This window comes from Bacteroides difficilis (assembly GCF_048319815.1).
Taxonomy (GTDB): Bacteria; Bacteroidota; Bacteroidia; order Bacteroidales; family Bacteroidaceae; genus Bacteroides; species Bacteroides zhangwenhongii.
Genome location: NZ_CP182814.1, coordinates 3,782,432 through 3,808,662, shown reverse-complemented (window position 1 = coordinate 3,808,662; position 26,231 = coordinate 3,782,432). Strand labels below are relative to the sequence as shown.

Here is a 26,231-nt window from a genome sequence, read left to right as displayed (position 1 = left end):
ATGTGGACATTAAGACAAGTTTACGCAAAAAACCTATGTGCTTTTAAGCAATTGGATTATACATTGTTGCAAAAACATACAACGCTGATTTTTGGCAACAATATGGATAATGATTCGCAAGGTTCAAATGGTTCCGGAAAATCTGCTATGTTAGAAGCAATCGCTATTGGGATAACCGGAGAGACACTTCGTAGAATAAAAATGGATGAGATAATCAATGATGCGGAGGATGAAGCGACTGTTTCCCTTTTGTTTCAGAACAATACTACAGGACAGTATTTATCAATTCAACGTGTTATCTCCCGTAAAACAGCACAGATAATCAAAGTTTGTATGTATGATGACGAAACTGATTGTAGCGAAAAACATATAGAACAGGCCGGAGTTGCAGATTATAATAAATTTATACTTGAAACATTAGGGCTAACCAAAGATGATGTTTTCTCAAACTTCATTCTTTCTAAGCACAAATATTCATCATTTCTCTCCAGTTCTGATCGTGAGAAAAAAGAAATCATTAATCGTTTCAGTAATGGTGTAATGGTGGATGAATCTATCGCTGCATTGCAAGCGGATATGATACCAGTGCAAGAATCATTAAAACAAGCAGAATTGAATGTAGCGAATCACACTGGACGTGTTGAAACTTTACAAGAGCAAATCAATACAGCTATTACAGAATCAACAGAGCGTTCACAAAAGAAAGCTGAACGTATCGCGAACTGGCATGAAGCTATTGCTGGGAAAAGAGCTTATATCCGTGAGCAAAATATTCTCATAAATAAAAGTGACAAGTTGTTAGAGCAATATGACAAAATAGATGAAACATTGCAAAAACTGGAAAACAGTAAAAAGGATACCGGCGCATGTTTTGAAATTATTTCAGAACGTTTTACTTCATGCGCTTTGCCTTTACCTAAAGATTTTGCGGCTATATCAATCAAAAATCAAAAAGAATTGGAGGTTGTTACAGCAGAATATTCTAATGTGCAAAAACAGCTGGTTCAACATGAAAAAAAGATCGAAACAGCCAGATCCTCTTATGAGAAGCTGTTAAAACAACATGAGAAGTTTCAAGAAAATTTCAAAAAGAAATCCACCAAAATTGAGAATCAAATAAACGAATTATTGGATTCTATTAAAAAGTTGGATATTGAGAATAGTAATCTTAGACTACAAAGAACTAAGTTGGAAGCAGATATAGCTAGCCTCCAGAAACAACTTGCCGGAGTCATTGTTTGTCCCAAATGTCAACATGAATTCACATTGGCTAATGATGTAAATATAAACGAAGTTAAACTAAGATTGCAAGACCGAAATGGAGAGACACAAGACATTCTCAAAAATATTGAAGCCAATGAAAAATGTATTTCAGATATTACAACAAAAGGACGCGAAGCTCGTAAAGAACAGGATGAATTAAATCGTAGTAAAATAGAATGGTCGAATAAAATTACTGAGACTTGTACGGCATTGGATGAATTATCACGCAATACATCCTATTTAACCAATAAAATGCAATCTCTCCAGCATCAAATGAACACCCTTCAGAAATCCATTGATGATGCGCGTACTAATTTATTTGATGATTCTTATGCAATATTAGATGAAGCTATTAAAAAGCAAGAATACGAAGCAAAGCAGGCTGAGTTGAATATTAACAATGCTAATGGAGCTATTCAGTCGTATAAAGAATCTATTCGTGACATCGAAAACTCTTCCGAAACTGACATGATAGAATCTCTCAAAGCCAACAAGAAAAAATATGAGAAAGAATTGGTATTAGCCATTTCTGAGAAAGAAACTATTGAACGGAAATTAAATTCATATAAAGAACAAGAAGCAACCTTTACTGAATTTAAGACCCATCTGGCTAATACTAAAATAGATGCTCTTAGTCATATAACTAACGAGTTTCTGGAGGCCATTGGTAGTGACATTCGTATTGCATTTTCCGGTTTTACAGTCTTAAAAAGCGGAAAAGTCAGAGATAAGATTTCCATATCTCTTATTCGCGATGGTGTAGATTGCGGCTCTTTTGATAAATTTTCAGAAGGTGAAAAAGCAAGAGTTAATCTGGCTAATATATTGGCAATGCACAAACTTACCAACGTAAATTGCGATGACGATAAAGGACTGGATCTCCTGATACTTGATGAAATATTAGAAGCCACTGACGAACAAGGGCTTTCCAACATTTTTGATGCTCTCAATCAATTACAGATTACATCTTTGGTAGTCAGTCATGGAAATATAGCTGAAGGCTACCCATACAAGACTGTAGTCAACAAACTTAATGGCGTTTCATACATAGAATGATTAACGAATCAAAAAACATTAAAAATGAGTCAATAAATCAAATTACACGTGATAATGTGCTTGCATTAGATATAGCAGAGCACTGTGGATATTACTCAACCCATGAATCAGGGACATGGAACTTTACCCAAAGAAAAAGTAAAAACGCAATTGAGCAACATAAAATGTTTTATGACACACTGGTTGAATTTATCCAAAAATACAACATTAAATTGATTATCGCCGAAGATGTATGCGTTTCAAAGCATTTCATTGCAGCGCGAAAACTATCCGAATTTAGAGGCATATTATATCTGATATGCGCCCAGCTTGGACTCCCGGAACCAAAATTCATAAACGTTAGCACAGTAAAAAAATGGGCTACCGGTGACGGAAAAGCTGACAAAAAGAAGATGATTGAATATTGCATCAAACGATGGAATATTACGCCAGTCGATGATAACATGGCTGATGCGACCCACATCTTCAAATATTATGTAAGAATATACAAACTTTAGACAGAAAATGAGTTACGCAAGAAACATAAGGCGTAGGCAACAAAGAGAAGGCCAGCCCCATTTAATGATGCTGGGAAGATTGCTAGGAGATTTTTACGAATTTCTTAGCAAACAACCCCAGCCAACAGACAACGAGGTAAGAAGTAATTTTATCTCTAGTAATAATAAGTGGAAGAAGTATTGTAAAGTCCACAAATTGATGAACTCGGATCACTTGTTTGTGCTCAATGTTCAAGAGGCGTGGAAGAGACATACTCAGCAGTTACCACAGAACCAATAATAATAAGTGATGAAGTAGCTGCACGGCGAAAAGCCCTATTTGATAAATACGTAACACCGTACAACCGAATGATATACAAGTTATGTATGCGCTATACTTTTAATCCTTCTGACATAGAAGACAATTACATAGAAGTGCTTACCAACATGTATAAATATATCGAAACATACAATCCAGAGCGTTCTGTACAAACATGGCTCCATATTGTAACCAAACGATGTGTCTTTGATTTGGATCAACGTAAAAAACGGCATCAGGACATGTTGAGTGACGACAATGATGTGGAAACATTTTCTTCCAGTGAATCTATTGTAGATTTTGACGAAGTAAGTTCTAACGTAATGGGTATCGACAATTATCAAGAGTTATACAGCGATGATGTTTTAGATGCACTAAAACAGTTAAAACCGCAATACAGAAGTGCACTTCTGTATCAACAGGCAGGATACAAACTCAAAGAAATTGCCGAAATCGAATATCGGAACGGTGCCTTAGAATCTCGCAATATCGAAACTGTCAAAAGTCGATTATTCTTGGCGCGTCAACAACTTCAACAACTATTGACTCGTGATGGAAAAAGAAGAACGACTGACGAAACAGATTAAGACAGTATATACAGAAATAGCCAAGCGTTTGGTAGACCCCTCCTTCTCATTCCCAGAGGGAGGGCAAGCCAAACGTCAACTATCTCAATTTATTGTCAGTTTTACTCAAATTTGCGGTGGAGTATTTAATACTTCACGACTTGTAGATTATTGCGTATTCCAGCTTCATAAAAACAGGAATGCCAAATACCAACGTACATTAGCCCCAAAAACATTTGGGACTACTGCTCTTCAAAAATATCTATCAATGTCTTCCAGATCCAAGCAATACATGGAAGACCAATGGTTATCTGAAGCCAATCTAACCAGAGCCTATCTAAATTCACTAATCTGTAAAAAAGAGCATCCTCAGTCTAAGTATATTTATATGCCATCTGAAGAATGCACTAAGAAACGGAGTATCAACACAGATATTGGGTTTCTAATATGCTCTACATCTACATTGATGTGGAGTCCATTTTCTCCAGCATGTCAAATATGCACAAATGTCGAGAAATGTAAGAAAGAAACCGCGATAAAATATCCAGAGTTATACCGAATTAGACTCGAAGAATATGGCGAAAGAAGATAACGTATTAACAGAAGATTTCTTATTTGAATTATATTACGCTTGTTTTACATACGACTATGTATGTAGCTTAGTGTGTGAATATATGCAGAAATCGTACCTACCTGGTAGAGATTTTCAAGCATTGCAGGGGTATCTGTGCAAATACTTCGCAGAACATAAATCATCCCCTACCCTTAATATTATCAGCCAAATAGTTTCTGTCAACAGAGAGGTTTCAGCACTATTAGAAGATATAAAAGACTGCGCCGAAGGAGTTGAACCTGAAATTATATTAGAACAGTTTGAAAATTATCTAAGGCAAGTAAAATTTCAAAAGACTTACAAAGAGATAGGTGAACTCTACGCAAAACAGGATCGTGACAAAGCAATGAAATTGCTCCAATCATTCGCTGAATGGCAGAATGATTTCAGTTTGCGTCAAAACTCTTTTGTTGATGTAGTCGAAACCTTTGAATCCCGTTTTAGACGTAATAGAGAAAAACACAATCAAGAGTCAAGATTTAAACCAATCACCAGATTTTATATTGATGGTCTGGATGAAATGAACGGTGGACGAGATTTACGTACTCAATTAACATGTATCTTAGCCCCTACCGGTGTTGGGAAAAGTCATGCCGCACGTTGGATTGGAAAATGCGCCTCTCAAATAGACGGATTAAACGTACTTCATTTCCAGTTAGAAGGTTCTGAAGATGAAGTTATAGATGCTTATGCTGCGTCACTAGTAGCCTGTAATTCTTATCGTTATAGTACTGGTACACTAAAAGATCGGGAATTAGAACGAATGATACAAGAAATCAAAGCAATGTCGGGCACCCTAAAGGTCAAATCCTTCCCAAAGTTCGCGAATCAAGTATCTACTATTGATATAAAAAATGGTATTGCCGAATACAAAAAAATCTATGGTATATCTCCAGACGTTGTTATCATAGACTCTATGGATTTGCTAACAGATTCCAGCGGACGTAGATGGTCAGAAAATGGAGAACGACATAAACGAGTTGCCGTAGCTAATGATTTAAAGGATTTGGCAGGTGACGAAAATGTCTGGATGGTTGTGACTTATCAAGCAACTATAGAAAATAGAGAGTGGCTTAACGATGAACAAAATGTATTGACAGAATATAATTGTTCAGAAGCCAAAGGTTTGAGCAGACCAATGACTCATCTTATTACTCTTAATCAAAGCATCAATGAAATGCGCGAAAATATTATGCGTATAAATGTTGCAAAATCACGATTCTTCAAAAAAGGAGACCCGTTTAAAATTGCTACTGATTATGATAACGAGTGCTTTTATGACAGAACAAGAACATTAAACATCAGCAAAGTTGCGTAATATGGAATTGAGTAAAGAAGAAAAAGAATATATAATCCAAGAACTTTCTATTGAATTACATGCAAAACCAGACGGTAGCGGAAAGAACTTGATTGTTCCCCAATGCCCCTATTGTGGGCATGAAGGGGGAAAATATGGTATATATATAGGTAAGACAACCGAAAGGAAGAGACCTTTTATGGCACATTGCTTTTCATGTGGACGTTCAACCCAGACATTAGAACAATTGTTGACAGATATAGGCCGTCAGGACTTAATTATAACAGATACTTTTGATCTGGATGGAGATAAAAAAATTAATAATTTCTCCTTTTTGGAAGACAATGACAAGGAAATAGATGACTCTCTGTGTGTTGTAGAAATGCCTGAATATTATAAGCGCACTCATTTTAATCGGTATTTAAAAAAACGTGGATTCACTGAAGAAGATTACGATTTTTTCCCAGTTGGCACTACGCGTAACATGAACTTCAAATTTGATGATTATGTAATATTTCCTATTATAGATAATGGAGATGTTGTTGGATATATTTCCCGGCATATTTGGGATAAAACTGATATTGATGAATACAACCGCAAAGCAAGTCATAATGGCAAATTCCAAATTATGCGTTATAGAAACAGTACCGAAAATGATTTTGTTAAATTATTATACAACTATGATAGCATAATTGAAGACGAAACAGATACCGTGATCCTTGTAGAAGGAGTGTTTGACGTCATTGCGCTTACGCGAAAGTTAAATCTGTATAATAACCCATCTGTAGCTGTTGTTGCTACGTTCGGGAAGAAAATCTCTGACACACAAATATATAAATTACAGACTAAAGGAGTTCATACAATTGTCATTGGGTATGATGGAGATGCTGTAGAGGCTATAAAGAAAACAGGTGAACAGCTAAATGAATATTTTGATTGCTACATTGCTGATATTGAAAACTCCAGTCAAGATTTTGACAGTATGGGCTTTTGGGAAATATATGACACGTTCGCTTTTGGACTGAAAACTTTAACCGAATATAAATTAAACAAAATTCAAATATGAATCCTGATTTATTAAATTGGCTAGATAATAACAAGATGTGTTTCAATATCATAGACGAAGATGTTATTGAAATCACAGGCTTTGGTAAAATGTACTATGAAGATACCAGTATGATTAAATCCATCTTCCGTACTGATGCTGACAACAACATCAAGTTTAATACAATGGAAAATATTCAAACATTACAAGAGGAAGGCATTAATTATATAGTATTTCAATTTGGAGACAACTGGTATTACTATGACACTAGAAAAGATTTTGAATTTCAAATTTTAAAGTATGTAGGCGTTAGGAGGCCGTTAAGCCATGCCCAAGAATTTGTAAACTTAGGCATACATACCCCTTTTGAATTGCTCAATGGAAGTTTTTCGCTAACAGATTGGATAAAAAAAGCCAAATACTTAGGACAATCCGCATTAGGTATTTGTGATTACAACACAATGGCAGCAACCCTTATTCTTCAAAAAGAATGTGAAGCTGCTGGCATTCAATGGGTGTTTGGATATTCACTTACATTCACTGATGGTACCGAAAAGATAGATGCCAAAATATACTGTCAGTCACAAGAAGGACTTCAAAATTTGCTTAGAATTCAAAAACGTATAAACGTAGATTCCGAAAATAAAATCATTGATTTACAAGATCTTCTAAGACATGGAGCCGGTAATATAATTGTATTTAGCAAATATGCGTCATTTTGGTTGAAAGACATAGGTAACAATCTTGACCGTTTTTTCGACAGTTTTGACTATTGTTTTTATCAATTAGATTTATCGGAATTCAAGGCTGAACGTATTGATATTAAAGTGCTAGATGCCACAAAATGTTACTTTGACTACATTTATGATACAGGCGACCTTCCTCCAGTATTAATTTGTGACTGCTATTATTTGGACAAAGATGATGCAAAAAACAAAATCATCCTTAACAAAATTGCTGAAGGGGCAGCACATGAACAAAGTGATGACCAATATTTTAAGGACTTGGATGAACATTGGACTACTATGTCTGTCTTGTTTGATGAACACAAATGGGACATAGAGGATATATTCAATTGGGCGTGTGAAAATACAGTCAAAATTGCTGAAGGGGCAAAAGCTAGATATGAAATTGAACGCAACTTTATGCCTCAATATGACATGGCTGACAATGAAAAATCAAAGTACGCCAACCGACATGAAATGTTTTTGGATTTGCTGGAAGATGGGTTCAACAAACTGGTCCCCAAAGGTAAGGAAGATATATATCGCAAACAATTAGATTATGAGATTTATGTATTGGAATCAACCAACAACGTAGATTACATGCTCGTACAATATGATACTGTTAATTGGGCACGCAAAAATGGAATATTAGTGGGATGCGGACGTGGTTCTGCTGGAGGATGTCTAGTTCTATACCTATTGGGAATAACACTTATAGATCCAATAAAATACGATTTGCTATTTGAACGCTTCCTTCTCCCAGAACGTGCCGGACTATACCCTTCAGATGTCACCATTATTGGAGATGACGTAGATTCCAATCAATACATCGAAGTAACATTAGAAAATCATAAAACTTATAAAATAGACAAAGACGCACAGTTACTTGTGAAACGTGCAGGAATGGATGATCCTATTGTAGTATATGCAGATGAACTGCAAACTGACGATGATATTCAATTTGATAATCGAGATCTTTTATTTACTCTAAACGAAATTTGATTATGATTCCAATTTTAAGAAAAGTAGGATGGGATTTAAACCCTAATGACAAAGTGGTTAATGCCATCTTCAAAAGATGTGAAGCCAATAATGGCGAATGTCCATGTCACAATGATTCTGAAGACAAACGATGTCCATGTAGTTCGTATAGAGAGCATGATGTTTGTCATTGCAATTTATATGTAAAAATCGAAAAATAAAAAGGTATGGAAGATATGATTTTGACTGAAGAGATGCAAAAAATTATGAATCTCATTCAGAACGATGAGAATAATGTATTCGTAACAGGTAAAGCCGGTTCTGGAAAGACTACATTTCTAAAATATCTAATTGAAAAATCCGGAAAGAATTGCATTGTAGCTGCCCCAACAGGCGTAGCAGCGATTAATGCAGGAGGCGTTACATTGCATAGTCTATTTGGCATTCCTTTTGGACCTATTACACCTTATGACCGACTGGAAAACAAATTTTCAGAATACAAGGTAGAACTATTGCTCAAAATGGAATTGCTGATTATTGATGAAATAAGTATGGTACGCCCAGATATACTGGACACTATTGATCGCAAGCTAAGGTGGGTTTACGAAAGCGATGAACCATTTGGCGGTGTACAGGTGGTAATGTTTGGCGATCTTTTTCAATTGCCTCCAGTAACAAAGAAACAAGAAAGAGAAATATTGTCTGACTTTTATGATGGCTTTTTCTTTTTCAACGCCTTAGTTTTCAAACGCACAGGTTTCCACATTGTAGAGCTAACAAAAATATTCAGGCAGACAGAACCAGAATTTATCAATGTACTCAACAATATTCGTAATTATCAAGTAACATCCGATGAACTGGATTTATTAAGCGAATTGAAAGACCGCAAAATCAGTAATAGTTATGATGGTGAATACATCCATATTTGTACACACAAAGCTGATGTTGAGAAAATTAATGCTGATAAGTTAGGGGAACAAGAGATACGGAACTATGATATAGTTATCAAGGACAAGTTCCCAGAATCATCTATACCATGTGATTTACATTTAAAACTTCGAGTTGGGGCAAGAGTTATGTCATTAGTTAACGACTCATTAAAGGGTTATTATAATGGTATGCTTGGAATTGTGACCGCATTAGAAGATAACGTAATTACAGTACGTATGGATAATGGCCGGACTATCAAATTTGAACGTTATACATGGAGTAATACGCAATATACTTTAAAAGATAATGAGATTGTAAAAGAAGAAATTGGTTCATGTACCCAATTCCCATTAACATTGGCATGGGCCATTACCATTCATAAAAGCCAAGGGCTTACGTTCGATAAAATTATCATTCATGTATCACACACTTTTTGTCCTGGACAACTATATGTAGCCCTCAGCCGGTGTAGAACGCTGGAAGGCATCGTTTCAGATGCTTTTATCACCAAACAAATGATTATTCCGGAATATGCTCTAATTGATTTTGAAAGAGCATACAAATCAAATGGGTATTATTATGGAAAACTATAATAAAAGGAATATATGAAAGTCATATCAATCATAAATAAAACAAGTCATGTTCCTGTACAAACGTTAGATTGTTTTGTAGACAAAGGTTATTTGCAAGGAACTGGTGGTTCCCTTCCTGATGTGGATGTAGACTTCCAATCAGACCGTAGACAAGAGGTAAAAGAGTATATTGAACGCCGTTATAACCATGATGGTAAGCAACGTGTGTTTTCTGCTGGGACCTTTACTACTTTAAAATTGAAGGCAGTTCTTAAAGATGTAGCGCGTGTACATCGAGTTCCGGTAAATATTGTAAATTATATCACAGCTATATTTGAAGATGACAATATGAGCTGGACGGACCTGTTTACAATGGCTGCTACCAATAAAAAAGTACATAGCTTCATAACGGAATATCCACAAGTAATCGAAGATATTCGTACTTTGATGGGACAACCCCGTTCCTCATCAGTTCATCCCTCTGCCCTACTAGTAACCCCAGATTCAAAAGATGGAAAAGATTTGGAATGCTTTGATTTTACTCCTATAAAGAAAATAGACGGTGTATTGATTTCCGAATTTGACGGTTATTCATTAGACGAACAAGGATTATTAAAAAATGACTGTCTTGGTATTAAGGAATTATCAAAACTACAAGCTGTCATCAATATATGTAATGATAAATACCATACCGACATTACTTTTCAGAATATCGTACAAAGCGGACTAGATGACCCTAAAGTATATCAACTACTACAAAAGGGATACACCCAAAATATCTTCCAGTTTTCATCTAAAGGGATGACTAAATTTTTAGTAAGTATGCAACCGGATAAAATTGAAGATTTAATCGCAGCCAATGCCTTATTTCGTCCAGCAACACTAAATTCCGGGTCTACAGATAAATATGTAGATTGCAAATTGGGAGACGCAGCTCCTGTATATCTATGGGGAACATACAATGCCATGAAGAATACTTATGGTGTACTGTGTTACCAGGAACAGTTAGCACAGATTGCCCGTGAAGTTGGAAAATTCAGTTTAGGTGAAGGAGTTAAATTGGTAAAACTTATATCCAAGAAAAAAGTAGAAAAGATTCTCGCCTTACGAGACAAGTTTATGACCGGAGCTAATGAAAATGGTTGTCCCAAAGAAGATGCAGAAGCAATATGGCACATGTTTGAGGTGGCTGGCGGTTATCTTTTTAACAAAAGTCATGCAACCGCTTACGCTGTTACCGCCTATGCCGGAGCCTACCTCAAAGCCAATTACCCTACAGCTTTTTATACCATAGCTCTTCAATGGGCTAAAGATGATGAAATTCCTACATTAATGAGTGAGATGGAACTATGCAGTGAAGCAAAAATAGTTCCACCAGATATAAATGTCAGTGGTGGAACCTTTATTACAGACTATGAAACCAATAAAATTTTTTGGTCTCTTTCTCGTATTAAAATGTTGGGAGCTAAAGCTACAGAATGGATTATAAACGAACGAAATGTACGCGGAGAATTCAGCTCTATTGAAAATTTTATAGAACGAATATTCCGGTATAAATTAAAGCTGTACAAATATTGGGATGATCCAGACAATCCGAATGAAGCTACTAAATGCCCGGTTAATGCAAGACATGTCCGCCATTTAATATTATCCGGATGTTTTGACAAAACAGAAAATGCCCAATCAGTCATAGAACGATACGCCATTTTAGAAAAAGCTGCAAAATGTCTAGGTTTTGAAATATCCGGAAAAGATATACCGGAAGATTTGAGAAACAAACATTATTTCTGGAGTCAACAGCAAATCGCAATTAGCGGCATTGGGGCTATCGACTATAAACGTATTTATGACAATTCAGAAGCAAAACCCAAAATAAAAGGAAAAGCATCTTGGGCACTTTTAAAAAACATACAAGACCCCGATTATGATGGAAAACGCGTTGCTATTTGTGCTAACATTGTAGATATTGAAGAGAAAAAGTTTAAAGACAAGAAAACAGGTGAGAATCGAGTTTTCTGCAAACTTTTACTTCAACAAAACAACGATCTGGTAGAAATGATCATCTGGAATGATGAATGGATGAATGTCCGGGCAACACTTTGTAAGGGTGGCCCTCTTAGCAGTGCAAAGAACAAAATGCTTATATGTTCCGCCCAAGTCAAGTACAGTGACTATACAGGTGGAAACAATCTTCAGTTATATAAATCTTCAATTATAGACATATTATGAAAATAAAAGCAAATATACCAATTATTATAACTATTGTCGGACCATCTGGAAGCGGTAAGACAACAATGGCAAACATCATGTCTGAAAACGGCATTCCAACAATAGTATCATATACAACACGTCCCATGAGGGAAGAAGAAACAAATGGAAAAGAACATTGGTTTGTAACTCCGGAAGACAAGCCCCGAATGTCTGAAATGATAGCTTATACACAATTCGGCGAACATGAATATTGGGCTACATTGCAACAGGCAAAGCAGAAGATATGTACATACGTAATTGATGAAAAAGGTCTGATATATTTAAAAGAAAAATTTCCAAACTCATTTATTATATTTTCTGTATATATCGACAGAAGTATGGATGATCGTATAAATTGTGGAATCGACCAACAGCGATGTGAACGCGATTTGAATCGTATAGAGATACCTTTAAATGAATATGATTATGTTATTCATAATAATTATTCACTCGAAGAATTTAAACAAAAAGTTAAACAACTCACACTAAGTTTATTAAAATAATATGGCAACTCCTAATAACGAAAAGCCGATTATTGTGGCTTTTACCTTAGACTTTGAAACTGGCGGTTTGGACTGCCAAGATTGCGCATGTACCCAGATTGCAATCCATGCAGTACGTATAGATACTTTTGAAACAATTGACAGATATGTAAAATACATATCCCCATATAATAAACAGCCGGATAAAGGTGTGGCTAAACGTAAAGTATTGAAGAGTAAATTTGATAAAGACGATGAACAGCCCATGAAATATGAAGAAAAAGCTCTGACTTATTCCGCCATAACAATGGATATGTTAGAATCTCTTGGTATGGACATCAAGCAAGTTGCGTCAGAGGTTATTGATTTTATCCGCAAAAACATATTATCAAAAGGTCGCAACATAAAACCCTTCTTAATTGGTCAAAACATTGGATTTGATATAGGATTCATGCAACAATTAATGGAATATGGAGGACAAATGAAAGAATTTGCCAAATTAATGAGAGGAGAAACAGATTTCTATGGTCACTTCCAACCTTTATATATAGACACAATCGTTTTAGGACAATTGGCCTTATCTCATTTAGACGGCATGACCAGCTATAAATTGGAAATCATGGCAGAAAAATTTGGCATTGAATTAGATGATGCTCATGATGCAGATGCTGACGTAACAGCAACAACCAATGTGGCTATGGTATGTTCCCAAAGGATGCGTAATGCTTCCGGCATAGATGATGGTAGTATGGTTATGACCAAAACAGAAAAATCACGTGTTCATTTCAAAATATAAAATATGGTAACAGAAGAAGAAAAGCAACAAGCGCAATCAATTGGACTGGAACCAGAAGTAGTGTTCAACACTCTTTCAGACCGAAGAATTCTAGCTGTACAAACCGAAGATACCCATGAAACTATTATGGAAATTTCCGGATATGATTTACAAATAAATTTTAATCGGGATAAGTTACAGAATATTGCAGATATAGAAAGTATGCTAGATGGACTCAAAGACCTATTCAGGCGGGTTGTTATGCAAGATTTATTAGAAAGTAATGTTGAAAAAACAAACTCATAAAGTCTTTCTTAGCTATTCTTAGTAAACCAAGCCCAGTTGAACATATCGGCTGGGCTTTAATACAATTAAAGAATGGAACTAAAGAAACCAGAATCGTTAAATAAACAAGAAATTGATTTTTGTGAGCTGTTCATTTTCGGCTGTGACCCTTATGCTGGAAATGCCCGCAAATGCTACGAAGATATATTCTATGATTCCAGTCATACCTCTTTAAGAAAGGCAAAACAATTAATGGCGCGGAATGATGTACAGGACTATATCAATCAATTGCGGACTATCGCGAATTATGAAACAGCCGATCTAAAAGCTCGTCTAACAGAAAAACTACTACATATTATAGACGAAACTTCCACAGCAAAATATACAGATCGAAGAGGCACAGAGCTATCACCAGCTCCATTACGTTCTGTAGCTGTGCAAGCATCAAAAGCCTTAATGGAAATGTATCCAGTAAAGGTAGCACAAGAAAGTAAAGTTGAATTGAAAGGTAACGGTGACTCTGGTATTGTTTTCAATGTCATTGTTCCTCAATCTAATAATGATAATAATGTTGAATAAAAGAACAAATGGTAGGACGAAAAATTACAATCATTGCCTCTCCTTTATTGAAAGAATGGAAATTGAAAAGGTTAATTGGAAGGGATGGGGTTATTATTAAAGAGAATCAAAATCAAAAAACAAAAGGCGTATGGATACGCTTAAATGAGCCATTTGCAAATGAACTAGAATGGTTTATCCCAATCCAGTCAGTACAAATTACTTCACATTAATATGGAACAGTTGGATAAAGGCATCGGATGGCTTCAAAAATTGCTTAACCTACAAAAGAGATATGGCTTTTTCAGCATTATAAAAGGACTATTTCTGTTGTTTTTAAGCGGTTACATCATATTTTTCGCATTAAATCCAAAGTATCTATTAGATCGTATGTCCGAAATAACAACTGCCCAACATGACCACCTAGTAAATACAAGATTATCTGCGGATTCCAATATTCGCCATATTTTATCTAAAATGATATTTACCACTAATGCTGACCGGGCATGGTTAATAGAATTTCATAATGGAAGTAAAAATCTGACAACAGGATTACCATTCCTTTTCGGTTCAATGCGAATTGAAGAAGTTAGGGATAGTATATCAAATGTTGATGAAGATTATGCCGACTTTAGTTTATCAAAATACAAACTTGTGGCAAAAGTGTTGGAAGATGGATATTTTTATGGTGGACTGGATGATATTCAAAAAATAGACCAACGCTTATATTACAAATTTCAAGCTAACGATATTAGCGAAATAGCCTTATTGACATTGTATGATGGGGAAAAGCCTGCCGGAATTATTGGATTATCGTTTTGTAATGGCAAAAAGATGGACAAACAACTGGTTGGAAAACATATCAGAAGCAGTGGCATAAAAGTAGCCACATTACTATCACAAATAAAAGATTAAGACTATGGAATTAAGATTAGAACGTCTATGGCCAAAAGAGACTTATACTATTGGCAGACTATACATCAATAATGAATTCTTCTGTAATACCCTAGAAGACAGGATAGTTGATAAAAATAAAAATGGAATATTCGATAATGGAGAGAAAAAAGTTTATGGAGAGTCAGCAATTCCGTATGGAACCTATAATATAATCTATAACTGGTCTCCCAAATTCGGTCGTAATCTTCCAAGATTATTAAATGTTCCTCATTTTGAAGGTATTCTCATACATAGTGGCAACACCGCCGCAGACAGTGCCGGTTGCATTTTAGTAGGGAAAAATTCAACTGTAGGCCGATTATCTGAATCAAGATATACTTCCGATTGCCTTAACAAAAAGATTGAAGAGGCACAAAAAAGAGGGGAACCCATTACTATCAGTATTGTATGAGACCAATTACTATCATAAGTTGTATTCTTTGCATTCTGTTGCTTGGTTCATGCGCTGCTTCTAAAAATATGGAGAAGCAACAGCAGATAGATTACTCCAGTGAATTGCAACAACTTCGTAATTCACTGGACTCTCTGCACATAGATATTGATAAACAATCTAAAGTAACAGCAGACAAATTGAGTAATTTAAAGTTAGAAAATAAAACAGTGTATCTGTCGATGCCAGACTCTACTGGAAAACAATATCCAATAAAGCAAAGTACAACTAATATAAACAAACAAGATACCGAGCATACAGAGTCAGCTGAAACATTGACAATAACCATATCACAAATATCATCCAAGCTAGACTCTCTATACCAAAGGGTTAATGAACTTAGCAAATCATCAGGAAAGACTATAGAATTAAGTTGGTGGGATTTACATAAAGATAAGATTTATCTATCGGCAATAATTATAACACTAATAACAATATTTCTTGTTAAAATCAAAAAATTATATCATTTATAACAACCACCTCTATAGCAAAAGACTATTCTTGATAAAACATTAAGAAGTTATGGATTTACATATCAAAGATAGATTGCTTATTCCTTCTATTTTTCCAGAGCGGGGAAATTTTATGGATTTTAATTTGAAAAAGTCTATCGCCCGAAAAATTGCTATTTCAGAGCAAGACAGAAAAGACTATGAAATAGTCGAAAAAAAGGAAGAAAAGCGAATTGAATGGAACGTTCAAAAAGATTCAGAAACCCCGTTAGTGGTAGAATTTTCTAAAGAAGAACTGGATTATATGCGTAGAGCTTGTGAAGCTATTACAGAACAGCAAATGCCAGATGAAATGTGGGCTGTAGTTGAACGCATCTATAATGAAGCACAAAATTGATTTCTTACTTCTTTACTCACAATCATATCTTCCATACGAATGGGAATCTGTCTTACTGTACGGATTCCCATTTATTGTTTTAAATTAACAATATGGCTGTAGGATTAAAAGCACCAAACATAAAAATTGATTTCAAGCCATCCCCCAAACAATATGAATTATGGAAATTACTTCAACCAGACTATTGCCCTCATTGTGGGGGGCATATATCACAAAAAATGGTTGGGCATGATATTAAAGGAAATCCACAATATAAACCATATTGCACATCATGCGGCTCTGAAGATCTACCACAACTTATTTTAGGAGGTGGTGCAGCTGGAGGTGGAAAGTCTTATTTAGGAAGCTGCTGGCTTGTTAGTAGCTGTATGAGATTTCCAGATATACGCGCCGTTGTTGCTCGTAAAACCTTAAAGAGCCTGAAAGGTTCTACTTGGAATACTATAAAGAAAGTATGCAAGGAATGGGGACTAAAAGAAGGGGTGAATTACAAAATAAACAATCTGGATGGAATATTGACATTTTGGAATGATTCAGTCATCATCATGCAAGAAATGGTTGATTTACCTTCAGACCCTAACTTTGAACGTTTCGGTTCTTCAGAATATACTATTGCATTCATAGATGAGGTATCAGAAATTTCAGAAAGAGCTATTGAGGTATTGTTTTCTCGTCTTCGTTGGCGTACAGCAGAAACATTTAAGACTGCCAGAATGATGATGTCAACCAACCCTTGTATCAATTGGGTACGTTCACGTTTTGTACAAGACGATGAAGGAAATCCTGTATTATGCAAAGAAGGCGAAGCATACGTACCATTCTCTGTTTTTGACAATCCGGATATTCAGTTTGTACAGACCTATGTTGCTGCCCTAAACAAAATTACGGATCGAGCAACACGAGAAAGGCTCTTATATGGAAACTGGGATTTTGTTGATTCAAACCTTATGGCCGCATATTGGAATTTTGATGGCGAAAAACATCTTATTGAACGGTTACGAGAAAAAGTTTATGATCCGATGAAACCTATCATATCAGGATGGGACTTTAATGTCGCTCCATATATGAGCGAGATGGAGTTGCAGATTAATTATGAAAAGAAAGAAATATATCTGCTGGAAGAAAACTTAGGTAAACCAGAAAACAAAGAAAACAATACCCCAAAATTATCTCAAAAAGTAAGGGACAAACACCTCCAGAACCAGCATATAGGTGGAATAATTATAACAGGAGACCCGGCTGGACTGGCACGTAGCACACAAACAGAAGAAGGTGTCAACAACTATACTATTATAGTGGACAACATGAAAAACAATGTATTAAGACCACGTATAAAGCTACTTCAGAAGCAGCCGCCACAGAGCACCAGGTTGGAATTTGTCAACGCAATATTCAATGGGTTTGACGGTTGGAAATTCATGGCAGACCTACGGTGCCGTAAATTTACTGAAGATATGATATACCAACAGAAGAACTCTGACGGCACCAAATCCAAGAAAAAGATATTAAACCCCAAAACTGGCGGTAAAGAAGAAAAATACGGGCACTTATCGGACATTTTGGATTATGTGTTGGTATTGTTTCTCTGTGACTCATGGAGACGGTTCCAAAATCAAAAAACAACAATTGAAACATATACAGCACCAGTCTATAACACTTTTGAATATTAATTATGTATAGAAGGTTTTTAAACAAAAACGATTATCTGGGTATCATTACGGAAGATGCTTTATCCCAGTTGACCCGTGGCAATGATAATTGCTTTGTACAAGCAGAACAAGCTGCCGAAGCGTCTATCATGGACTATCTTACTGAAAATTATGAAATTGAACGCGAACTGAATCGTGGCAAATTCATTTTTGAATATGACCGAAGAATCAGTTATCCTATAGGATGTCATTTCTACCATAACGGAAAAATATGCGAAGTAATTCAAGCTATCAATGGTTACAAAGTTCCTTGTCCTATTTCTTATTGGCACGAAACAGAAGAGATACTTGACCTGGGAAAAATAGAACAATACAGCCAGATGAAAAACTATCGTCCCGGAGATGTGATAAAGTTCTTAGGACGGGCATATATATGTGACATCGCCAATGGCATAGACTTCAACGATATTCGTATTCCGGAAGTTAATGCCTGGGAAATGGTTGATACATACAAGTGGGACACCGTTCCATACAATGAATGGGAAGTTGTAGAATATGAAGGCAAATTCTTCACCTTGCTAACAATGGATAATTATGACTGTCTGGTCAATCCGATGGAGTCTGACTGCTGGGGGATGATTGGAGAATATGACCCTTCACTCAATTCTTATGAGTTATCAGAACACGAATATGTAGAATATAAAGGAAAAATTTATTATCCTATAATCAATCCCAATGCTGATGTACCGGAACTGGAAAAGAATATCAGATACCATGACCCAAGAAACTATAACCTGAAACGTCACATGGTTCAACTGTCATTATACGAGTTGCACAAACTGATTTCTCCGAACAATATCAGTACTGTACGAATAGATGACTACGACCATTCTATGCAATGGTTAAAAGACGCTTCCAGGCTAAAATTAAATCCTCAAATTCCAAGAAAAATTGATAATAAGAAAGAACCTATTACTGATTGGCAGATGGCAACCTTTCAAACATCTTATGACCCATATCAAAACCCTTGGCATGTATGAAACGGTTTTAAATGATAACCTCATCTCAAAATTAAAAATTAACCTCAAAAGCTACATGGATTTTCTAAAAAAAATTAGGCAGAAAATAGATGAATTCTGCTTTAACCACATGAGAATGGACGGTGCCCAGCATTTGATTGCTGGCATCTTGATTTATGATGTACTCAAATACCTTATACCTGTTTGGAGTGCCATACTAATCACTCTGATTATACTTGTCGCCAAAGAAGTTGTTTTAGACAAATGGATAAGGAAAGGGGTAGCTGATTGGCATGATATAATCTGGGGAGTCATAGGACTTCTGCTAGGAGTGCTGTAAGTACTACTCTTAGATTAAATGATACGGTGGGTAATAGTGATGTTATTCACCGTATTCTTGTTAATGCTGCTGTAGATACTGAACTTTGTGTTAAAAGTAGTGCTGATAAAGATGATTTTAATGATGCTGCAAGAAAAAGTAAAACTAATGTTGTATCTTTGTCTCGTAAAATAATTGATTTATGGCAGTTTATATCAAACCAATACCAACATTAACTGGCAAAGTCGCAGAAAAATTTGAAAAGATTGCCCGTGAGAATGAGAAAAAACGAGGGACCGTTGATTTTTCACGTGAAGTAGAAATGACCAAAAGAATTTTGGAAAAATCAAACCTTCGTAAATTCAAATAGTGGGCACATTCATCGAAGATAATTGCGAATTTGTTGAATGGAGCAGACCTCTAATAGAGAACTGTTCTGACTTTTCATGCGCTCACGATAAGGATATTGAAAACTTCTTCAAAAATGATTTTGAAAATTACAACAATCAATTACTTGGTAAATCATACGGTTTCGTCAAGGCTGACACTTCTTTAGAATTAGTTGCAGCATTTACCGTATCCAATTCAATGTTGCCCGTTTCGTCCTTACCTAAAAATATAAAAAACAAAATAAATCGCCCAATCCCCAATATTAAACGCAACTCTCAATATCCAGCTGTATTAGTTGGACAATTAGCTGTATTTGATTCCTTTGCCGGAAAGCATATTGGTGATGAAATTTTGTCTTTTATAAAAGGTTGGTTTATTGATCCATTAAATAAGACAGGATGCCGTTATATTATTGTTGATGCTGCCAATCATCAAAAAGTGATAGATTTTTATCAGCGTAATGGATTCAAATTTATATTTGAAAATATTGCAGATGAAATAGAATACATGAAACTAGACCTAGAACCAGAGTATAAACGTACTCGTTTAATGTATTTTGATTTGATTATCCTAAAATCATAATTTGTTTTCTTCTAACAAAAAATTACCCCGGTCACTTAGGGTGAATACCATGTGTCAAAACAGTAATCTGGGCTTTTACCTATTTTGATAGGTCATAAATGACACACAGTGCAAAGTAACCGAGGCATATATTTTTATCTATTCGTCATATTGACGAAGTTCATCAAGTCTTGCTCCTTTATCAATACTCGACCGGCTGGCTTGGTGTATGGTATTCTTCCTTCAGCCAAGTATCGTTGAGCTGTTCTGTAAGATATACGAAGAAAATCAGCCGCTTCTCTTACAGTGACAAGTTTCATCTTCATACAATATTGTTAAGTCGTTCAAACTCTTTGTCTACTTCAGCCTGATATATATGCGCATATAGCTGCGTAGTCTGGATATTCGTATGTCCAAGCATTTTGCTGATAACTTCAATCCTCACACCATTAGCTAATGCAACAGTAGTGGCAAAGGTATGCCGGGCAACGTGACTCGTCAGCTTCTTCTTTATTTCACAGAACGCCCCCAGAATTTTTAAATATGAATTGTACTTCTGGTTAGATATAACAGGCAACTTAAACTCATACTTCTTTAATATATTCATGACTTTATCCATGAGTGATATATTATAAGGAGTTCCGGTTTTTATTCTCTCATCTCGTATTCTATACATTCCGTCTGTCATTATAGCATCTTTGAAGTTGAAAATTGCCAAATCCGCATACGCCAAACCAGTATAGCAACAAAACAGGAAAAGATCTCTCACACGATTCAGGCACATATCATCAATTTGTTTAGTTTCGAGTTTAGCTAGCTCCTCTTTAGTCAAGAACTTTCTTGCTACACGTTTGCCGCGATCTAATTTGAAATTCTGATATGGATTCTCTGAAATCAAATGAGCCGCGTATGCTTCTCTTACAAACACTTTCAGTATCTTGTGATAATTATACACCGAAGACTGGCATTTGCATCGTTTTTTAGCGAATTCATCGTATGCTCTGATATTTTCGTCACAAATATCAGTAAAATCTTTAATCCTGCCAAATTCTTTCAGTGCTTTTAGTACACACTTCTGCCTTTGCTTCGTTGAATCAGTGACTTGCCGTTCGTATATCCGTTTCTCCATAAAGGACAGAAATGAATTTGTGGTTCCGGATTCCGAATTGTTCAAATACCGTTCCAATCTTTCAAAGGTGAAAGGAATGTTTTGAGATGAGAGCTGATAGACAAAATCATATATCCCTGACACCATATCGTTCAACTTTTGGTTGAACACTAATGACTGGGGGTGATTTTTAACTTTCAGGTCTTTGCCCCACTGGTCGGAATAGAGTTTTATGCCAGTTCCGACATACTTGCGTTTCCGCTGATAAGTTACCTCCATTTGTACGGAGGATTGGCGTTTTTTGGTGGCTACGTGCTTTCTATCAAAGACGAGCCGTACAGATACATTGTTCATACTTTTACTTTAAGTATGATTGATAAATGTAGATAAGGAGAAATTGGGAAGATTTACGTCTGGTATCACACCGGGTATCACACCGGGTATCACATTGGTATCACATTGGTATCACACCGGTATCACTCCCTAGTATCGCATTGGTATCACAAATATGTCACTATTTACTATACCTTGTCGTAGTTTGACGTAATTAGTACTATCTTTTGATACTCCTTTAGATGTCAATTTATATAACATCTATTCAATTAATCTGCTGTAAACCAACAAAATAAGGAGGCTAAAACCTCCTTATTCTTCGTACACCCTCAGGGATTCGAACCCTGGACCCACTGATTAAGAGTCAGTTGCTCTACCAACTGAGCTAAGAGTGCAACTTTTTTTCATTGCAACTCGGAATTTGTACACCCTCAGGGATTCGAACCCTGGACCCACTGATTAAGAGTCAGTTGCTCTACCAACTGAGCTAAGAGTGCTTATTTCCTCGTTTGCGGTTGCAAAAGTAGGTCTTTTATTTTATTTGACCAAACAATAATGCAGCTTTTTTACTATCTTTTTTCCGCTTTTATTCGAACACATAGAGCTCGGAAGGTGTATTTCGCTTTAAAGCAAGCAGTTGCACATCTTTGCCGACGATTACTCCTTTGTTCTTTAATTTCCATTCTACTGTTTTGAAAGCCAATTCCGGATGATTATTGTCTTTGCTTAAATGACACAACCAAATATATCGCAAATGTTCAGTGATATTTTCCGCCAAAAACTCCGCCGTATCAGAGTTACTCATGTGTCCGGTCCTACTCGCAATCCGTTCCTTCAGATATTGAGGATAAGGCCCCATCTTAAGCATTTCCTCATCGTAGTTGGCTTCAAGTATCAGATAATGAGCTTTACTGATATAATGGGCAGCCGTAGGAGTAATTTCTCCAAGGTCCGTCAAGAAAGAAAAGACTTTGCCGTCAATCTCAATGCAATATCCAACATTGTCCGTTCCATCATGTGGCACCTCAAAAGACTCGATACGAAAATCCTCCAACATCATGGGTTCCTGCTTTTCCAAATAACGGACTGACGAACTGAGTTTCTCTGTCATACAATAACTACGATTAATTCCGGCATGAATACGGGCGGTTGTATAAACAGGAATATTCATTTTTTCTCCCAGATTACCCACTGCTTTAATGTGGTCAGCATGATCGTGGGTTATAAATACCGCACGGATACTATCCATCAGGATATTATAATCTTTCAGTACTTTCTTGATTGTACGTATACCAATTCCTGCATCTATCAGTATCCCATAAGTTTCGGTACCCAGATAATAACAGTTCCCACTACTGCCACTCGCCAGGCTTATAAATTTTACTTTCATGTTTTATCTTCTTTATTAAAATGCAAAATGCCGTCAACTTTTACAGCAAAGTGACGGCAAATATACGTAAAAAAGAAGAGAATTACCGAGAAGCTTTCTTCTTTTTGTCGATGGATTCGGTGATTTTTGCAAATAACAGTAATGCCACAGCTGCAATCAGCCCTATGGCAGCAAAATAATACCATATATAATGAGCATTTACGCTAGCTGCCTCCCACGCTGCCCGTGTCTCGAACAAAGCAGGATCCGGACAATACTTAGTGAGCAGAATTCCCGCCAGACCAAAACCGAAAATAGAAGAAAGAAACGAATGCAAATGGCTGAACCCTAAATACATTCCTTCTTCTCCTTTAGGAGCCTGCAAAGAGAAATATTCCAAATAACGCGGTGAAATAAAACATTCGGCAAGTGCCTGCACCACTATACCCGCAATCATCATCAGAGTAATATTGCTCATACCGGCAATAAGATCATTGCCCAGCAAATTCCCGCACGCCATCAGCAACGCAGAAACAGGAATCAGAAACATCCCCACATTCATCGAAGTAATCGCACTGCGTTTTGCCATCAGACGTGTGATAAAACTAACGCAACAAACCACCACAAACGGATTCACATTAGCAATCCAACCCGGTCTTGCCGTCTCTCCGGCCATACGAATCACATACTTGGGCATAGTGGCATAAAGTTGCTGCTGTACCATCCAGAAACCGGTAACAATCAGAATAAGAATCAACAAACGCCAGTTTGTAATGATTCGCATAAACCCTTGCCCAATCTCACGGAGTGTTTTTCCTTCGCCTGCCGTGTGCGTTGATTTATAAAGGAAAATAACAGCAAGCAAAGCAATAACTGTCATCGTACCGGAAAAATAATTAATATAGATATATGCTTGCTCACCAATGACGTTACGCAAAGGGTCGATTATCGTTTTACCGGTGAAAGCACCCACATTTACCATCATATAAAAGATGGAATAACCACGGGCACGGGTTGCTTCTGTTGTTTCTTTAGCCACAGAAGCGGAGATGATAGACTTAATGAAGGAGCCTCCCACCATAAGCACAAATAAAACCGGAACAATGATCCACCGGGTATAACTATCAGGCAAACCATTAAATTGAGTAGTAACGCCATAACTAACCAGCCCTGCAGCTTCCAGCAAAGTGGGCAACACACCTAGCCCCAAATATCCGGCAGATAATAAGGAGAATGCTATAATCATTGATTTCCGGAAACCGATTTTGTCGGCATAGGCCCCGGAAAAAATAGGAAGCAGATATAAACCTCCGGAAAAAAGCCCGGAAATCATACTTGCTTCGAAATCGTTAAAACCTAAAATGGAAGATAGATAAATAGTGAGAACGATAAAAACGGCATAATATGCCATACGCTCAAACAGTTCGACTGTGTTGCTGACCCAGAAAGCTCTCGTAAAGCCTTTAGCAGCACGCTGAGGGGAATTGTCCATGTATTTATATTTTTGTTAAAATGTTAATTCGGGGCAAAGATACGTTTTTTTAGCTTACTGTCTGTATCTTTGTCAGAAATTAGGTACTAGAAAACTATGATTATAGCTGTTGATTTTGACGGAACGATTGTAGAACATCGTTATCCACGCATTGGTGAAGAAATTCCGTTCGCCATCGATACATTAAAGTTATTGCAACAAGAAAAGCACCGCTTAATATTGTGGAGCGTGCGTGAAGGAACACTCTTGGAAGAAGCTGTCGAATGGTGTAAAGCCAGAGGTCTGGAGTTCTATGCGGTCAACAAGGATTATCCTGAAGAACAAAAAAGCCATCAAGGCTTTTCCCGCAAATTAAAAGCCGATTTATTCATTGACGACCGCAATCTAGGCGGTCTACCGGATTGGGGGCTTATTTATGAAATGATAAAGAAGAAAAAAACATTTGCGGATATATATAGCCAAAATGATGATGAGCAGCAGCCTTTGAAGAAAAAGAAAAGATGGTTGCCCTTTTAACACTTAAAATGATAAATAAATGACTATATACATAAAAAATGTGATTAAATAATCAATTATTGAGATTATTCGGTGTATATTTGCATATCCTTATTTCTCGTAATCTCTGAAGATACGAGTATAATATGTTAATTTTGTTTGTTTTGTTTGTTGTGCACTCTTGTCAGGCGTGATTAGAGTGCACTTTTATTTATGCGCCTCTATTCTCCCACTTTTCTCTAAACTCCCACAATTGCTCTATAGTGGGATGAAAAGTCGGGTTTTCCCAATTTCTGGAAATCATTGCAATCAATGTTTCCAGATAATGTTTGCCATCAATAATTGTTGTACACTTATTGATCTGAAATCTCTCTGTCGGGTAATTATCAGTCTCAACCATTTTTTTTGCCCAATCCAGCAATTCCTGAACGGACTCATTATCATAAGTATGCTGTTCCATATCACACATTTTTCTACAAAGATACAAAGTTTATTATAAGATTATGAGAACAAAATCAAGATTTCTTATGTTTATCATAAATAAGAACAAACTTAAAATAGAATATCTTATGATTTATAACTTTTTATTTCCAACAAAACCCAACACAACAAAAACATCTTTGTTGCTACTAGTAGTCCGGATTATCTTCGGAGTATTATTGATGAATCACGGAATACAAAAATGGAGTAACTTTCAAGAATTATCTGCCGTTTTTCCAGATCCACTGGGATTAGGCAGCCCCATTTCTCTCGGGTTAGCCATTTTCGGCGAATTGGTATGCTCAATGGCATTTATCATCGGCTTTTTGTATCGTTTGGCAATGATTCCGATGATTTTCACGATGATAGTGGCATTTTTTATCGTTCATGCCAATGATGCATTTGCAGTCAAAGAATTGGCTTTCATTTACTTAATTGTATTTATAATCATGTATATCGCCGGACCCGGCAAATTCTCCATCGATCATATCATCGGAAATGAAATGGCACGCCGAAAATTAAGATCATAAAAAACAGGGATTATAACCTAAATAAACAAAAAAGTATTATATTTGCAGGTACACAAA

The 26,231-nt window shown here is 36.3% G+C and carries 30 protein-coding genes and 2 tRNA genes; 25 read left to right on the top strand and 7 right to left on the bottom strand.

The features are described from left to right. The 23 genes from ACNOGP_RS14740 (at position 1) to ACNOGP_RS14630 (ending at position 20,388) form a co-directional block, all read left to right on the top strand. The gene (locus tag ACNOGP_RS14740; RefSeq protein ID WP_121764995.1) at positions 1-2,319 is read left to right on the top strand and encodes a hypothetical protein; all 2,319 of its coding nucleotides are present in this window, start codon (positions 1-3) and stop codon (positions 2,317-2,319) included. After that, on the top strand, positions 2,316-2,816 hold the full coding sequence (locus ACNOGP_RS14735; RefSeq protein ID WP_121764994.1) for a crossover junction endodeoxyribonuclease RuvC: 501 nt from the start codon (positions 2,316-2,318) through the stop codon (positions 2,814-2,816). The genes ACNOGP_RS14740 and ACNOGP_RS14735 overlap by 4 nt, the downstream gene beginning before the upstream one ends. A gap of 240 nt (positions 2,817-3,056) precedes the next feature. Next, positions 3,057-3,701, top strand: coding sequence for an RNA polymerase sigma factor (locus tag ACNOGP_RS14730; protein WP_234130945.1), 645 nt, complete (start codon positions 3,057-3,059; stop codon positions 3,699-3,701). Then, a complete protein-coding gene (locus ACNOGP_RS14725) occupies positions 3,667-4,272 on the top strand; it encodes a hypothetical protein (RefSeq protein ID WP_234130944.1) in 606 nt (201 codons plus the stop codon). Before ACNOGP_RS14730 ends, ACNOGP_RS14725 begins: the two co-directional genes overlap by 35 nt. After that, positions 4,256-5,611 carry a DnaB-like helicase C-terminal domain-containing protein gene (locus ACNOGP_RS14720; RefSeq protein ID WP_121764993.1) on the top strand — a complete coding sequence of 452 codons (1,356 nt, stop codon included), beginning with the start codon at positions 4,256-4,258 and terminating at the stop codon, positions 5,609-5,611. The genes ACNOGP_RS14725 and ACNOGP_RS14720 overlap by 17 nt, the downstream gene beginning before the upstream one ends. A gap of 1 nt (position 5,612) precedes the next feature. Next, positions 5,613-6,656, top strand: a complete 1,044-nt coding sequence (locus ACNOGP_RS14715) for a toprim domain-containing protein (RefSeq protein ID WP_121764992.1) — start codon at positions 5,613-5,615, stop codon at positions 6,654-6,656. After that, on the top strand, positions 6,653-8,362 hold the full coding sequence (locus ACNOGP_RS14710) for a PHP domain-containing protein (protein WP_121764991.1): 1,710 nt from the start codon (positions 6,653-6,655) through the stop codon (positions 8,360-8,362). Before ACNOGP_RS14715 ends, ACNOGP_RS14710 begins: the two co-directional genes overlap by 4 nt. A 206-nt stretch (positions 8,363-8,568) precedes the next feature. Continuing rightward, positions 8,569-9,864, top strand: a complete 1,296-nt coding sequence (locus ACNOGP_RS14705) for an ATP-dependent DNA helicase (protein WP_121764990.1) — start codon at positions 8,569-8,571, stop codon at positions 9,862-9,864. A 12-nt stretch (positions 9,865-9,876) separates the two neighbouring features. Continuing rightward, positions 9,877-12,072 (top strand): DNA polymerase III subunit alpha, encoded by a 2,196-nt coding sequence (locus ACNOGP_RS14700; protein ID WP_121764989.1) that lies wholly within the window; start codon positions 9,877-9,879, stop codon positions 12,070-12,072. Beyond that, a complete protein-coding gene (locus ACNOGP_RS14695; protein ID WP_121764988.1) occupies positions 12,069-12,596 on the top strand; it encodes a guanylate kinase in 528 nt (175 codons plus the stop codon). The genes ACNOGP_RS14700 and ACNOGP_RS14695 overlap by 4 nt, the downstream gene beginning before the upstream one ends. A 1-nt stretch (position 12,597) precedes the next feature. Further along, on the top strand, positions 12,598-13,371 hold the full coding sequence (locus ACNOGP_RS14690) for a PolC-type DNA polymerase III (protein ID WP_121764987.1): 774 nt from the start codon (positions 12,598-12,600) through the stop codon (positions 13,369-13,371). Between the two features lie 3 nt (positions 13,372-13,374). After that, positions 13,375-13,656, top strand: coding sequence for a hypothetical protein (locus ACNOGP_RS14685; RefSeq protein WP_008647883.1), 282 nt, complete (start codon positions 13,375-13,377; stop codon positions 13,654-13,656). 72 nt (positions 13,657-13,728) lie between these two features. Then, a complete protein-coding gene (locus ACNOGP_RS14680; RefSeq protein WP_121764986.1) occupies positions 13,729-14,214 on the top strand; it encodes a hypothetical protein in 486 nt (161 codons plus the stop codon). Between the two features lie 8 nt (positions 14,215-14,222). Continuing rightward, complete coding sequence (locus ACNOGP_RS14675; RefSeq protein ID WP_121764985.1) at positions 14,223-14,426, top strand: hypothetical protein; 204 nt, start codon at positions 14,223-14,225, stop codon at positions 14,424-14,426. A 1-nt stretch (position 14,427) separates the two neighbouring features. Beyond that, a complete protein-coding gene (locus ACNOGP_RS14670; protein ID WP_121764984.1) occupies positions 14,428-15,108 on the top strand; it encodes a hypothetical protein in 681 nt (226 codons plus the stop codon). A 4-nt stretch (positions 15,109-15,112) separates the two neighbouring features. Beyond that, positions 15,113-15,541 carry a DUF5675 family protein gene (locus ACNOGP_RS14665; protein WP_120068740.1) on the top strand — a complete coding sequence of 143 codons (429 nt, stop codon included), beginning with the start codon at positions 15,113-15,115 and terminating at the stop codon, positions 15,539-15,541. Further along, positions 15,538-16,053, top strand: a complete 516-nt coding sequence (locus tag ACNOGP_RS14660) for a histidine kinase (protein ID WP_121764983.1) — start codon at positions 15,538-15,540, stop codon at positions 16,051-16,053. Before ACNOGP_RS14665 ends, ACNOGP_RS14660 begins: the two co-directional genes overlap by 4 nt. A gap of 49 nt (positions 16,054-16,102) precedes the next feature. After that, a complete protein-coding gene (locus tag ACNOGP_RS14655) occupies positions 16,103-16,429 on the top strand; it encodes an RNA-binding protein (protein ID WP_121764982.1) in 327 nt (108 codons plus the stop codon). A 92-nt stretch (positions 16,430-16,521) separates the two neighbouring features. After that, the gene (locus ACNOGP_RS14650) at positions 16,522-18,099 is read left to right on the top strand and encodes a phage terminase large subunit (protein WP_121764981.1); all 1,578 of its coding nucleotides are present in this window, start codon (positions 16,522-16,524) and stop codon (positions 18,097-18,099) included. Between the two features lie 2 nt (positions 18,100-18,101). Then, positions 18,102-19,118, top strand: a complete 1,017-nt coding sequence (locus tag ACNOGP_RS14645) for a hypothetical protein (RefSeq protein ID WP_121764980.1) — start codon at positions 18,102-18,104, stop codon at positions 19,116-19,118. A 109-nt stretch (positions 19,119-19,227) separates the two neighbouring features. Continuing rightward, entirely contained in the window at positions 19,228-19,437 is a 210-nt protein-coding gene (locus ACNOGP_RS14640; RefSeq protein WP_128131944.1) for a hypothetical protein, read from the top strand. Between the two features lie 181 nt (positions 19,438-19,618). Beyond that, positions 19,619-19,786: a hypothetical protein gene (locus ACNOGP_RS14635; protein WP_008647903.1), complete on the top strand. Its 168-nt coding sequence runs from the start codon at positions 19,619-19,621 to the stop codon at positions 19,784-19,786. Next, complete coding sequence (locus ACNOGP_RS14630; RefSeq protein WP_121764978.1) at positions 19,786-20,388, top strand: GNAT family N-acetyltransferase; 603 nt, start codon at positions 19,786-19,788, stop codon at positions 20,386-20,388. Before ACNOGP_RS14635 ends, ACNOGP_RS14630 begins: the two co-directional genes overlap by 1 nt. A 134-nt stretch (positions 20,389-20,522) precedes the next feature. On the opposite strand, the gene ACNOGP_RS14625 is transcribed toward ACNOGP_RS14630, so the two are convergent. The 6 genes from ACNOGP_RS14625 to ACNOGP_RS14600 all read right to left on the bottom strand — a co-directional run bounded on the left by ACNOGP_RS14625 (position 20,523) and on the right by ACNOGP_RS14600 (position 24,669). Then, positions 20,523-20,693 (bottom strand): helix-turn-helix domain-containing protein, encoded by a 171-nt coding sequence (locus ACNOGP_RS14625; protein ID WP_008647907.1) that lies wholly within the window; start codon positions 20,691-20,693, stop codon positions 20,523-20,525. Beyond that, entirely contained in the window at positions 20,690-21,829 is a 1,140-nt protein-coding gene (locus ACNOGP_RS14620; RefSeq protein ID WP_121764977.1) for a site-specific integrase, read from the bottom strand. The genes ACNOGP_RS14625 and ACNOGP_RS14620 overlap by 4 nt, the downstream gene beginning before the upstream one ends. A gap of 301 nt (positions 21,830-22,130) precedes the next feature. After that, positions 22,131-22,203 (bottom strand) — tRNA-Lys (locus tag ACNOGP_RS14615). 29 nt (positions 22,204-22,232) lie between these two features. Then, positions 22,233-22,305: transfer RNA gene (locus ACNOGP_RS14610), tRNA-Lys, on the bottom strand. A gap of 89 nt (positions 22,306-22,394) precedes the next feature. Further along, positions 22,395-23,198: an MBL fold metallo-hydrolase gene (locus tag ACNOGP_RS14605; RefSeq protein ID WP_007760575.1), complete on the bottom strand. Its 804-nt coding sequence runs from the start codon at positions 23,196-23,198 to the stop codon at positions 22,395-22,397. An 82-nt stretch (positions 23,199-23,280) separates the two neighbouring features. Further along, entirely contained in the window at positions 23,281-24,669 is a 1,389-nt protein-coding gene (locus ACNOGP_RS14600; protein ID WP_195476607.1) for a peptide MFS transporter, read from the bottom strand. Between the two features lie 96 nt (positions 24,670-24,765). On the opposite strand from ACNOGP_RS14600, the gene ACNOGP_RS14595 reads away from it, so the two are divergent. After that, positions 24,766-25,185 (top strand): BT0820 family HAD-type phosphatase, encoded by a 420-nt coding sequence (locus ACNOGP_RS14595; protein ID WP_143868620.1) that lies wholly within the window; start codon positions 24,766-24,768, stop codon positions 25,183-25,185. 190 nt (positions 25,186-25,375) lie between these two features. On the opposite strand, the gene ACNOGP_RS14590 is transcribed toward ACNOGP_RS14595, so the two are convergent. Beyond that, entirely contained in the window at positions 25,376-25,624 is a 249-nt protein-coding gene (locus ACNOGP_RS14590; RefSeq protein WP_007760590.1) for a DUF6965 family protein, read from the bottom strand. 109 nt (positions 25,625-25,733) lie between these two features. On the opposite strand from ACNOGP_RS14590, the gene ACNOGP_RS14585 reads away from it, so the two are divergent. Continuing rightward, entirely contained in the window at positions 25,734-26,174 is a 441-nt protein-coding gene (locus tag ACNOGP_RS14585) for a DoxX family protein (RefSeq protein ID WP_270490351.1), read from the top strand. The last annotated feature ends 57 nt before the right edge of the window (positions 26,175-26,231 follow it).